Source organism: Sphingopyxis sp. Root154 (genome assembly GCF_001427105.1).
Taxonomy (GTDB): domain Bacteria; phylum Pseudomonadota; class Alphaproteobacteria; order Sphingomonadales; family Sphingomonadaceae; genus Sphingopyxis.
In genome coordinates this window covers 1,394,997-1,407,014 of the sequence record NZ_LMGI01000002.1, presented here as the reverse complement: position 1 = coordinate 1,407,014, position 12,018 = coordinate 1,394,997, and the positions used below count along the sequence as shown (strand labels likewise).

The following is a 12,018-nucleotide window of genomic DNA, read 5'->3' as shown; positions in this document are numbered from 1 at the left end:
AGGCTCCCCCGATGGTGGTAAACATTTCCGAACATATTGATGCGATGGGGTAGGGATGATCGCGGCGGCATATCTTCTGGCGCACCTGTGCGGCCGGCTGGGGCTTGGCTTTGCCGCCTTCGTGCTCGCGCTCTGGGCGGGGCCGGCGGCGGCGGTTACGCTCGACGTCGATCGCGACCTTTGCCATGCGCAGAGCGGAACCGTAGCGCGCGACAGCAGCCTGCCCACGCTTCGCTTTTCGTGCAGCGGCTCGCCCACGGACTATCAGCAGGGCAGCCTTTGGCTTCGTGCGCCGCTTGAGGGCCCGGGCGCCCGCCGCGGCGATGTGACGCTGATGGTCCATCAGTCGCGCTTCGACCGGCTCSCCGTCGCCTTTTCCTACGCCGACGGCGCGACGCGCTGGCAGCGGGTGCGGGCGGGCGATTACGGAGCGCATTGGCGCACCGGCGGGCAGATCCTGTTCGAAGCGCCCGCGCGCGGTGCGGCGTTGACCGCGGTGACAATGCGTTTCGATCGCCTGTCCGGCCACCAGTTCATCCACGCGCGGATCATCCCGAAAGCCGAGGCGGGGATGCAGTCGGCGGGCATGGCAGCCGCCATCGGCGGGGCGCTCACGCTGCTGCTCATCAGCTGTATCTACAGCCTGTCGCTCGCTTTTGCCGTGCGCCGCCAATATCTGGCGTGGCAGGCGGCCTGGTCGGGCACGATGCTGCTGTGGGGCGCGCTCTGGTCGCAGGTCCATCTTGCGCTCGTGCGGGGATTGGCCGGGACGGCGACGACGCAAATCTGCACCTTCCTTGCCTGCCTCGCCATCGCGCTCGCGACGGTCAGCGCGGTGATAGCGGTCGATCGCGGACGGGTGCCGAAGTGGCTTCGCGCCGGCACGCTCGTCCTTGGACTGGGCGTCGGGCTCGCCGGCATCCCGTTGGCGCTGATACGCGGCAGCAGCCTGGGGCTCTTGGGCGACGTGCTGGGGCTGGTCGTCCTCGCCGATCTGGTCGCGGTGACCGTCTATCTTGGCTGGGCATGGCGACGCGGATCGGTCGAGGCGCGCGATTTCCTCGCGGCGTGGGGGCTGCCGATGGCGATTCTCGCGCTCATCCATGTGATCGATGTCGAGGATGGTTTCTGGGGCGGCGGATCGAAGCTGCTGGTTCTTGTCGCCGCGACCTGGCAGGCGCTGTGGCTGGCGGCGGCGGCGACGCGGCGGCTCGGCCATCTGCGCATCGAACGCGATCATGCGCGCACCGCCGCAGCGAAGGCGCAGCAACTCGCGCGGCGCGACCCGCTGACCGGCCTGCCAAATCGCCGCGGTTTTGTCGAAAGCGTCACGCCGCTGCTCGAACGCGCGCGCGCGGACAATCTGCCCGCAGCGCTGCTCCTCGTCGACATCGACCGTTTCAAGTCGATCAACGATATCTACGGGCATGATGTCGGCGATGTGGTGCTTTGCGGCATCGCGCATCGGATCGAACGCTGGGAGGGGCCGATGTGTACCGTCGCCCGGCTCGGCGGTGAGGAGTTCGGATTGCTGACGATCGGGATGGAAGGAATCATCCTCGGCCGCTTCGCCGAAAGCATCCGGCGCGGGATCGCGGCGTGCGATCACAGCGAGGCGGTCGGCGAGCGGCTGGTCACCGCCAGCGTCGGCGTTGCCGAGGTGCGGCCAGCATGCGATTTCCAGCAATTATACCGGCTTGCCGACGAGGCGCTCTATGATGCGAAGCGCGGCGGGCGCAACAGGGTGGCCGTCCAGCGGCATTATGACATGCCAGGACGCGCGTCCGCCCGCGAGGCTGCGATATCGAATTGAAGGCCGCGCGGACGCGGCCCCGATCAGAAGCCGGCCGACGCCGATTTGTTTTCGACGACTTCGAGCGGCGGCGGCGCCTTTGCCGCGGCGGCGCCGTGGCGGCGGTGGCTCAGCTTGCCTTCGACCTTGCCGCCATTTTCAATCGTGATGTTTTCATAAACGACATCGCCAGTGATACGCGCGGTCGCGTGGACGATCAGCGTCTTGGCCTCGATCGCACCGTCGAGCAGGCCGGCGATCTTCGCCGTCTCGGCGACCACCGAGCCCTTGATCTCGCTCGCCTCGCCCTGGACGAGGTTCGCGCATTTCAGGTCGCCATCGATCTTGCCGTCGACATGCAGGTCGACGCTGGCGGCAACATTGCCGGTGACGACGACGTCCGATCCGAGGATCGAAAAGGTCGTGTGACGCGCGCCCGTCGCCATCTTAGCGGGCACCACGGGCGGCAGCGACGGAACCGACTCGCTGTCGGGCGTCGGCTTTGACTTCGAGAACATCGGCTTTGGCCTCCAGGAAGCGGCGCGGGTTGACCGCGACGCCGTTCAAACGGACTTCGAAATGCAGGTGGCTGCCGGTTGAACGGCCGGTCGAGCCCATTTTGGCGATCTGCTGCCCTGCGGCAACCTGTGCGCCGACGGTTGAGGTAAAGCCCGACAAGTGGGCGTAGCGGGTCAATATGCCCTGGCCGTGATCGACCTCGACGACATTGCCGTAACCCGACTTCTGTCCGACATAGACGACGCGGCCGGGCGCAGCGGCGAGGATCGGCGAGCCTAGCGGGCCGGGGAAATCGAGCCCCGAGTGCATCGCACCGGCGCCGGTAAAGGGATCGCTGCGATAACCGTAGCTCGACGAGAGCATCAGCACATTCGCGGGCTTGCCCGAGGGGAGGGCAACGAGCGTGCGTTCGAGCACTTCCATGCGGAACAGCGCGCTTTCGAGCGCGGCGAACGACTTGCCGAGCGAACTCGCACGGCCGGTGTGGCTTCGATAGGGGATGAAGGGACCACCGCGGCCGGCCGCGGCGTTGCGAACGAGCGCTGCGGGATTCATGCCGAGCTTGGCGACGGCGCCTTCGGCCTTCGCCGCGCGTTCGTTGACGGCAGTGAGCAGGCGCGTCGCGAAATCTTCCTGCCGCGCCTCGAGGCGGGCAAGGACCTGCGCTTCGGGGGGCAGGTTCGGGTCGATCAGCGCGCTGGTTTTCAGCGGCGCCTGTTCGGCGGCCGGCGTTGCGCCGACGGCATGGGCTTCGGGTGTCACGGCTGCGGGCTCGACGCCGAAGTGAACCTTCGACCATTCCTCGAGCTGTTCCTGCCGGTCTTCGAGATCGGCGGCGGTTTCGGCGACATTGTCGCGATATTTGGCGATGCGCGCTTCGGAGGCGGCGGCGGCGGCCTGCTGCTGCGCGACCGCGGCGCGCTCACCCGAGCTGAGCAGCTGATTGACGAGCACGGCCAGCGTCGCGCCAGCCCATGCGAGCAGCACGATGCCGGCAATCAGCGCGACGCGCTTTTGCCAAACGGCGCTGACGCGCACGAAACGGACGTGTCCGTGCGTGCGGACGAAGATTTCATGGTCCTGAAACAGCGCAGAAAAACGCTGGCGCAAATCGCGCAGGCCCGTTGTTTTCGATGACAAGTGGCGACCCCATCTTGTGTTTTATTGGAGCCCTCCGCCCCGATTGATGCGCGCTGTATCAGGCCCGTCGCACGGGGGCGAATCTTTGGGGGGCGACTCGGGCCGAGTCGAAATTTTCGCGCGGTGAACGGTGTCAAACGGGCGGAATGCCGCCATTTTGGCAGGAAAACGCCCGCGAATCGGCAAATGCAATTGACGGCTTGCTTACCATTTTCGGGTAACGCTAAGCGGGTGAATATCATGGCGAAATCTGCTCCATCCGACGCTCACGAATCGGCGAGCGCTCCGACCGCGCCGGATGGCGTCCGGCCGCGTTCGGCGGTTAGTGCGGGCGTGGGCATCGTCGGGCTCGCGGGTCTGGTGAGTTATTTGTTGATTGCGCGGTTCGCGCCCGACATTGCGGCCTTCCTCGGTATCGACTGGGGGACCCGCGGGGCGATGAACGGCCCGAATTCGGCCGTCGCGAGCGTGCTCGCCTGCGGGCTGCCGATGGTTTTGTGGTCGATTTTCGTCGACAAGGTTCACCGCAATCCGTCGACGGGGATCGACTGGGGGCAGCGCCGTCCGTGGCGCGAGACGCTTGACATCAGCCTGACCAAGCTCGCCGGAATGTGGGCGACCTGGGGACTGATCGCGCTGATATATGCGACGATGCGCTATTATTGGGAGGGCAATTACGCCTTTTCGATGAACCTGCTCGAGACGGTCGCGCCGTGGCTGCTACTCGTTTCGGTGCCCTATATGCTGTGGCTTGACCGCCGCATGGTCGAACCGCGCGACGGATGTTACCAGTTCGGGCGCTGGCTGATTGCGCCCGGCCAGCCGGTCGACGGCAAGGCAATCGGCCATCATCTGCGCGCGTGGGCGGTGAAGGGCTTTTTCACCGCCTTCATGCTGTCGATCGTGCCGGGGAATTTTTCGGCGCTGGTGACGGTGCCGCTGAGCGAAATCCTCGCCAATCCGTACAAGACCGGGATCTGGACGATCAATTTCCTCTATCTGATCGACGTCCATATCGCGACGGTCGGCTATATCCTGACTTTGAAGCCGCTCGACGCGCATATCCGCACCGCCAACCCCTATGGCATGGCGTGGGTCGCGGCGCTCGTCTGCTATCCGCCCTTCATCCTGATGAGCGGCGGGCCGCTCGATTATCAAATCTACGGGTCCGACTGGGGCTATTGGCTTGCGGGGCACGAAAATCTGCTAATCGTCTGGGGCATCGTGCTGGTGTTGCTGACCGCGATCTACAGCTGGGCGACAATGGCGTTCGGCATCCGCTTTTCGAACCTGACGCACCGCGGCATCATCACGCATGGGCCGTACATGTTCACACGCCATCCGGCGTATATTTCGAAGAATATGACCTGGTGGGTCGGCTCGCTGCCCTTCCTCGTCACCGCGGGCGGCTGGGTCGAGGCGGCGCGCAACGTCGTGCTGCTCGGACTGGTCAGCGGCGTCTATTACTGGCGCGCCAAGACCGAGGAGAAGCATCTCCTCGCCGATCCTGCCTATGTCGCTTACTGGAACTGGGCGCAGGACCATGCGCTGGTGCCGCGCTTCTTTGCTAAGCTGACGGGGCGGACGCGCCCGCTCATCCGGCTGGAGCCCGACGCGCGCGTAGGGCCCGTTGCCTGATGGAATAATCCTCCCCGTCGCACCGCGACAGGGAGGATTGAACGCTTTTAGAATTTGAAGCCCGCTTCGATCCCGTAAATGCGGGGTTCGTTGACGTAGCTCGTGAGGTTGTTGAAATCGATGCCGCCGGTCGGCGATTCATCGTTCGTGATGTTGCGCACGAAGCCCGCGATGTCGAAGCGATCGGTCTTGTAGCCGACGCGCACGCCGCCCTCGAGCAGCTTGTCGTCCGAGAATTCGACCGAGCGATAGAGGAAGAACTGCACCTTTGAGCGGTAATACCAGTCGGTGAAGGCATAGATGGCGCCATCGCCGACGGGGATTTCATAGCCCGCGGTCCAGTTGAGCGTCCACTTCGGTGATTGCGGCAGCTGGTTGCCGTCGATCGAGAAGATGCCGGGGCTGCCCGGACGCGCGGGGTCGAGCACGGTGCACGGCGTCGCCGAACCGCAGCCCGCGACGAAGGCGTTGGCGTCGTCGATTTCGGCGACGTTCCACGCGCCGCCGATCGAGAAGGTCAGACCCTTGGCGGGCGCCGCCTGCAGTTCGGCCTCGATACCATGTCCCTTGGCATCGACGTTGAGCAGGCTCGCGACGTTCGACGTGCCACCGACCGCGGTCAGCTGCAGATCCTTGGTGTCGAAATAATAGCCGGTCAGGTTGAAGCGGACGCGGTTGTCGAGGAAGTTGGTCTTGATCCCGGCTTCATACGACATCGTCTCTTCCTGATCGGCGGTCGAGATGGTGCGCGAGAAGGTCAGGCGCCCTTGCACCGACGGCGCGCGATAGCCGCGCGCGACGCGGGCATAGAGCGTGAGCGCATCCGAGGCTTCATAGGTCGCGCTGGCGTCCCAGGTCAGCAGCTTGCCCTTGACGCGGGCGGCCTGCGGCGGAACCGGCGTGTTCGGGTTGACGACGAAGTCGGGGCGCGTTTCGACCGGACGCGACGCGACGAAATCGCGCGTGTCGTGGTTATAGCGGGCGCCGGCCTGCAGCTTGAAGCCGTTGTCGAATTCATAATTGACCGAGCCGAAGAGACCGTAGGCTTCGCTGTCCTGACGCTGGATCGCGATCGCCGACGGGGTCGCGTCGGTCGGGCCGCCGAATTCGAAGCTCGAAATGTCGAGCTTTTCGTCAAAATAGAAGGCGCCGAACTGATAGCCGAGCCCGCCACTGTTGTTCGACGCGATGCGGATTTCCTGCGTGAACTGGTCGAGGCTCGGCACATTGTCCTGGCTCTGCGCCTGGAACGGGATGAGCCCCGGACCCGACACGGGCAGGAACACGGCGCCGAAGCCGCCGTCGATGTCGCCGCGGCTGCGGAAATTGCCGTTCCAGTAGGAGGTGATCGAGTAAGCGGTCACCGGTCCGAAATCATATTCGAGGTTCAGCCCGGCGTTATAGGTGTTGAGCTTCTGGAAATTGAGCCCGTCCTGATAGACTTCGTCGCGCTTGAACTCGGTGCCCGCGCCGCCGAGGCCGACGAGCTTGTTGCTGCCCGGAAGCTGGGTGTTGGCGCGGAAGATGATCGCCGAGCCGTCATAGATGCGGACCTGCCCGGTGACGCGACCGGTGAAGGGACCGTTTTCATATTGGAGCTGGAGGCGCGCGGCGATGTCGTCATAGCCGCCGAGATCGTTCTTTTTCGTCGTCGCGATGTTGTCGACCCAGTTGTCGCGATGCTGGAACAGCGTCGACAGGCGGACCGAGAAGCCATTGTCGTCGGCGGCGCCCGCGGCGACTTCGACCTGCGTGGTGCCGTAGCGGCCATAGCTGGCGCGGGCGTAACCGCCGGTCTTGCCGGGCTTGACGGTGTCGAACTTGACGATGCCCGCGGGGGTATTGCGGCCGAACAGGGTGCCCTGCGGCCCGCGCAGCACTTCGACGCGGTCGAGGTCGAAGATCGGGAAGCCCTTGAGGATCGGATTTTCGAGGACGACGTCGTCATAAACGACGCTGACCGGCTGCGAGGCGTTGAGGTCGAAGTCGGTGTTGCCGAGCCCACGGATATAGAAGCGCGGGAAGGTGCGGCCGAACGAGCTCTCGATGTTGAGGCTGGGGACGCGGCCCGCGAGCACGCGGACGTCCGAGCCGGTCGAGGTGATCGCGTCGAGCGTGTTGCCCGACAGCACCGAGACGGCCACCGGCACGTCCTGCAGACTTTCCTCGCGGCGCTGCGCGGTGACTACGATGTCGCCGAGGCCGCTCTCTTCAGCGGCGGGGCCGGCGGGTGCGTCCTGCGCGGCAGCGGGTGCGGCCCAGGCCGCGGTGGCAAGGGCCACGCTTATAGCAATAGTGGAAGGAAAGTGGCGCATGGCGAGCTTCCTGAAACAGAGTTGACGATGGGAGAGTGGAAAAACCAGAGGCTCTTTGGCTTTCCGCACGCGCGCAATCAATCGCGGAAGCGCGCGCCGCTGACTTTCGTGTCAGCAGTGTTGCGCAATTGCTGCACTTTTGCGGACGGGCGAATGGCGTGCACCCTCCCTTCGTCATCCGGGACTTGAGCCGGGATCCATAGCGCCGCCAGTTCGAAAGGCGGCACTTGCCTTGGTGGGCCCCGGATCAAGTTCGGGGTGACGAAAGGAAAAGCAGCGGCAGCTTTCTCCCGCGGCGGTAAGGATCTAGAAGCTGAGCTCGTTATAGATTTTCGAGAGATCGCCGCCCCACGGGCCTTCGTAGCGGTCGAGCAGGTCGTGCGCGGGCGAGTTGCCGCTTTTGGCGATCCGCCGCAGCGGTTCGAGGAAGCCGACCTCGTTGTCGCCCATCGAATTGACCTCGCCGCGCGCGGCAAGGCCCGCCGCGGCGATGTCGAGGACGCGGTGCGCGAGTTCGCCCACGGTGCCGCCGCCGGGGGCGGGGGCGCAAAGGCCGTCGCGCGGGACGGCGTCGCGGAGCGTCTGCTGCTCCTCGATGCTCCAGCCCTTGACGAGATCCCATGCCGCGTCGAGCGCGCCCTGATCGTAGAGCAGCCCGACCCACAGCGCGGGAAGCGCGCAGATGCGGTTCCACGGCCCGCCGTCGGCGCCGCGCATTTCGAGGAAGCTCTTCAAACGCACTTCGGGGAAGGCGGTCGAGAGATGGTCGTTCCAGTCGGAGATGCGCGGCTTTTCGCCGGGCAATGCGGGCAGCTCGCCCTTCAGGAAATCGCGGAAGCTCTGTCCCGCGGCGTCGATATATTTGCCGTCGCGGAAGACGAAATACATCGGCACGTCGAGCATATAGTCCACATAGCGTTCGTAGCCGAAGCCATCCTCGAACACGAAGGGCAGCATGCCGGTGCGCGCGGGGTCGGTGTCGGTCCAGATATGGCTGCGATACGACATATAGCCGTTCGGCTTGCCCTCGGTGAAGGGCGAGGAGGCGAAGAGCGCGGTCGCGAGCGGCTGGAGCGCCAGCGAAACGCGGAATTTCTGCACCATGTCGGCCTCGCTCGAATAATCGAGGTTGGTCTGGATCGTGCACGTGCGCAGCATCATGTCGAGACCCATCGTGCCGACGCGCGGCATATGATCGAGCATGATCTTGTAGCGCCCCTTGGGCATGATCGGCAGTTCGGCGCGGGCCTTGTCGGGCCACATGCCGACCCCGAGGAAACCGAGCCCGAGTTCGGCGCCGACCTCCTTCACCTGTTTCAGGTGGCGTCCGGTCTCGGCGCAGGTCTGGTGGAGATTTTCAAGCGGAGCGCCGGAAAGTTCCAATTGACCCGCGGGCTCCAGGCTGACGGTGCCGTCGCTGCCGGCGAGCGCGATTACCTTGCCGCCCTCGATCACCGGTTCCCAGCCGAAGCGGGTGAGCGCCATCAGGAGGTCATGGATTCCGCCGGGTTCGTCGTAGGCGGGCGCGCGGTGGTCGGCGGTGCGATAGACGAATTTCTCGTGCTCGGTGCCGATACGCCAGCGGTCCTTGGGCTTTTCGCCCTTGATCATGGGGACCGCGAGGTCGCTCGCATGTTCGACGACGGGATCGTTGCTGTCCGAGGCGGTTCGCGTGCTCATATCGCGCCATTATACGGTTCGGTACAGAAAGCAATCGGCTGTTGCCGCCTGCTATTTCCCTCCGGCGCGAAGGTGGGTCGTGAAGCGCGACCCCGGCGCCATGCCGATCAGTTGATCGTCACGTCGAAGGCGATGGCCAAGGCGTTGCCGGGTGCGAGTGTCGGCGTGGTCGCGGCGACAATATTGCCGGCGATCGATGCCCCGAACGGATCGCTTTCGTCGGTGCCGCTCGCATTGTCATCCTCGACCGTCGTCGCGCTCGCGCAGCTTGGGCCGCTGCGGATCGAACCGGGGGAGAAGGTCGTACTCGCGGGCAGCGGATCGGCGACGTTGATGCCCGCCGCGGTGCCGCTGCCATTGTTGGTGACGAGGATGCAGTACCGCATTCTTGCGCCGGGGATCGCCTTTGGATCGGTCGTTCCGTTCGTGGGGTCGCTGATGACACTGCTGGTTTTCGCGATCGTCAGGTTCGCGGTCGGGCGGCAGAAAATAATGTCGTGGATCGCGGCGCCCTGTTGCCCGGGGTCGGCCGGGGCGAGGCTGTGGCTGCCATAGGTAACCGTGATCGTGTCGACCGGCGCGGCAAAGGTTACAACGACGTTGCCGTTCGCGCTGGCGTCGGCCGAGGTGGCATCGCCATAGGCACTGTTGCCGATGACATAATTGCTGACGCCGTTGGTCAATGTTGGCGTCACCGGCGATCCGTTGAAGCTGCCCGTCACGGTCAAACGGTCGGCGAATTGCCCCGCCGCGTAATCGATATCGAACACACGAAATTGTGCGCCGGGAACCGCAGTCGGCAGCGTAATCGTCGAGGTAATGGCGCCCGACTGGCTGGTGAAATCCGCGATCTCGAAGATCGAAAATTGGGCCGGTGCGAGGCCGCCGGTGACGGCATTCTGGCGCGTCGGGGACTGGCCGCCATAGGTCGCATTATTCAGGAAGACGCCGCCGCTGATGCCGATGCCCACATTCATTGTGCCGATCGCGGTCAAAGCATAGCTGCCGCTCGTCGTTCCCGCGGCCCAGGTGACGCCGTCCCAGTCGTGCATCGTCGTGCCGACAGGGCAGACGAGCGTCGGCGGGGTCCCCGCGACGCGTGAGCCTGAGACGGTGAAGCTGGCCGTATCATAGTCATCCTCGCCCGCCGCGCCGTCGCCCGGCGTCGAATCGACGTCGAAGGCCGACGACGCGCTGACTTCGGCGGTATTGGACACGGTCGCCCCCGCGGTGGCGGTGACGGTGCCGGTGATCGTCAGCGTTCGCGTCGTTCCGGGAGGGATAATGCCCACCGTCCAGGTGCCGGTCGTGCTGTTGTAACTGCCGAAACCCGAGGCGCCCGTGAAGGCGAAGCCCGCGGGCAGCGTGTCCTGCACCGTCACGCCGGTCGCGGTCAGCGCCGAGCCGCTCGCGTTGGTCACGCTCAATATGTAGTTGATGCTGGTTCCCGACGCCGGCGAAGCGTTGCTCACCGACTTGGTCAGCGACAGGTCGGCCGACGGCGCGATCGGAACCGTCGTGAGCGTCAGGTCGGTGCGGGTGAAGTTGCCGCTGTCGCCATTGAGCGAGTCGCAGATCGTGAGTTGCCAGGTTCCGGCGGCGCCCTGGCCATTGAAGCTCGCGAGCGAGCCCTCGGGGCGGAAGCTACGCTGATAGGGCGGCGCCGCGGCGGTGTTGTCGTTGCTCGTATGGGTTGAGATGCTCGCCGCCGCGCTGTCGTCGAACAGGACGTTAAGATTGTCCGCCGAGGTGCCGACATTGGTGATCAGGTTGACCACAGTGCCGGATGGCGAAACCAGAGTCGCGCGGACATCGCCGCGGTAGCTGTGGGTGAATTGCACGCCGATATTGATGTCGGTGACCTGCGCATTGGCGGCGACGGTGAAGCTCCGCACCATCGGACTTGTGCAGGTTGTCGCGGTTTCGCTGATCGTCCCGGCGGTCGTGTTGCTGTAGCTGGTGGTCGTCTGTGCGGCTGCGGGATTTGCGGCAAGCGTCAACGCCAGCCAAACAAGCATGATACATGCCCGCACAGACTGCAAACACTGGCCCCCACGCCAGCAGTATCGGCTCTGGTCCCGCCGTTGCATGCCGCCGCTATGGCCCGGGCGTAGCTAATATCCGGTTAAAATCGGCAACTTTATAGCGCTTCTGTGCGGCAACGGGACAGATTGGGGACTCAGGCGCCCGCCGGCCAATCGCCATTCTGCGCCATCCAGATGCCGACGGCGGCGATCGCCGCAGTTTCGGCGCGCAGGATGCGGGGGCCGAGCGCGATGCGGCGGACGGCGCGGTGGCCGATCAGAAGCTCGCGCTCGCGCGCCGTGAAGCCGCCTTCGGGGCCGGTGAGGATCGCCGCCGGAGCCGGGGCGTCAACGCTGGCGAGCGGCGCACCGCCGGCTTCGTCGGCGAACAGCAGCGCGCGCCCGGCCGGCCAGTCCTTCAAGAGCTGGGGCAGTTTGACGGGTTCGGCGAGCGTCGGAAGCGCGGTGCGCCCGCATTGCTCGCATGCTTCGACGATATGTGCTTCGAGCCGCTCGCGCTTGACGCGCTCGACGATGGTGCGTTCGGTGATGACCGGCTGCAGGCGGCTGACGCCGAGCTCGGTCGCCTTTTCGATGATCCAGTCGAGCCGCGCTTTCTTCACCGGTGCAAAGCACAGCCAGAGGTCGGGAACCTGTTCGATCTCGCTGATCTGCCGCTCTATGCGCAGCGCCAGCGAGCGTTTCGCGGCGTCGGCGACCACCGCGAGCCACTCGCCGCTGATATTGTCGAACAGCAGGATCGGATCGCCCGCCTTCATCCGCATCACGTTGAGCAGATAATGTGCGGCGGGGCCGTCTATCATCGGGGTTGCATCGGGCCCCAGCGGCAGGTCGACGAACAGGCGGGGCGTGCTGGCGGGCGGCCAGGCGGGAGTTGCGGGCATGCCGG

8 protein-coding genes are annotated in these 12,018 nt (G+C 65.3%); 2 read left to right on the top strand and 6 right to left on the bottom strand.

Going from position 1 to position 12,018, the window contains the following annotated elements; translation table 11 throughout:
- Positions 1-55: 55 nt before the first annotated feature.
- On the top strand, positions 56-1,813 hold the full coding sequence (locus ASD73_RS12415) for a GGDEF domain-containing protein (RefSeq protein ID WP_056376065.1): 1,758 nt from the start codon (positions 56-58) through the stop codon (positions 1,811-1,813).
- A gap of 23 nt (positions 1,814-1,836) precedes the next feature.
- Here ASD73_RS12415 and ASD73_RS12410 read toward each other — a convergent pair whose 3' ends face one another.
- Positions 1,837-2,238, bottom strand: coding sequence for a bactofilin family protein (locus ASD73_RS12410; protein WP_156377423.1), 402 nt, complete (start codon positions 2,236-2,238; stop codon positions 1,837-1,839).
- A gap of 1 nt (position 2,239) precedes the next feature.
- The gene (locus ASD73_RS12405) at positions 2,240-3,451 is read right to left on the bottom strand and encodes a M23 family metallopeptidase (protein WP_056372732.1); all 1,212 of its coding nucleotides are present in this window, start codon (positions 3,449-3,451) and stop codon (positions 2,240-2,242) included.
- A 240-nt stretch (positions 3,452-3,691) separates the two neighbouring features.
- On the opposite strand from ASD73_RS12405, the gene ASD73_RS12400 reads away from it, so the two are divergent.
- Complete coding sequence (locus ASD73_RS12400) at positions 3,692-5,089, top strand: isoprenylcysteine carboxylmethyltransferase family protein (RefSeq protein ID WP_082521609.1); 1,398 nt, start codon at positions 3,692-3,694, stop codon at positions 5,087-5,089.
- A gap of 47 nt (positions 5,090-5,136) precedes the next feature.
- Here ASD73_RS12400 and ASD73_RS12395 read toward each other — a convergent pair whose 3' ends face one another.
- The 4 genes from ASD73_RS12395 to ASD73_RS12380 form a co-directional block, all read right to left on the bottom strand.
- On the bottom strand, positions 5,137-7,371 hold the full coding sequence (locus ASD73_RS12395) for a TonB-dependent receptor (RefSeq protein WP_056372728.1): 2,235 nt from the start codon (positions 7,369-7,371) through the stop codon (positions 5,137-5,139).
- Between the two features lie 339 nt (positions 7,372-7,710).
- Positions 7,711-9,084: a glutamate--cysteine ligase gene (locus tag ASD73_RS12390; RefSeq protein ID WP_056372726.1), complete on the bottom strand. Its 1,374-nt coding sequence runs from the start codon at positions 9,082-9,084 to the stop codon at positions 7,711-7,713.
- A gap of 107 nt (positions 9,085-9,191) precedes the next feature.
- On the bottom strand, positions 9,192-11,102 hold the full coding sequence (locus ASD73_RS12385; protein WP_056372724.1) for a proprotein convertase P-domain-containing protein: 1,911 nt from the start codon (positions 11,100-11,102) through the stop codon (positions 9,192-9,194).
- Positions 11,103-11,263: 161 nt separating this feature from the next.
- Positions 11,264-12,013, bottom strand: coding sequence for a 16S rRNA (uracil(1498)-N(3))-methyltransferase (locus tag ASD73_RS12380; RefSeq protein ID WP_056373585.1), 750 nt, complete (start codon positions 12,011-12,013; stop codon positions 11,264-11,266).
- Positions 12,014-12,018 lie beyond the last annotated feature (5 nt).

Excerpts from the sequence above, each read along its gene's own strand:
- ASD73_RS12410 (WP_156377423.1), bottom strand. The coding sequence starts at position 2,238 with ATGGCGACGGGCGCGCGTCACACGACCTTTTCGATCCTCGGATCGGAC.
- ASD73_RS12400 (WP_082521609.1), top strand. The coding sequence starts at position 3,692 with ATGGCGAAATCTGCTCCATCCGACGCTCACGAATCGGCGAGCGCTCCG.
- ASD73_RS12390 (WP_056372726.1), bottom strand. The coding sequence starts at position 9,084 with ATGAGCACGCGAACCGCCTCGGACAGCAACGATCCCGTCGTCGAACAT.
- ASD73_RS12385 (WP_056372724.1), bottom strand. The coding sequence starts at position 11,102 with ATGCTTGTTTGGCTGGCGTTGACGCTTGCCGCAAATCCCGCAGCCGCA.
- ASD73_RS12380 (WP_056373585.1), bottom strand. The coding sequence starts at position 12,013 with ATGCCCGCAACTCCCGCCTGGCCGCCCGCCAGCACGCCCCGCCTGTTC.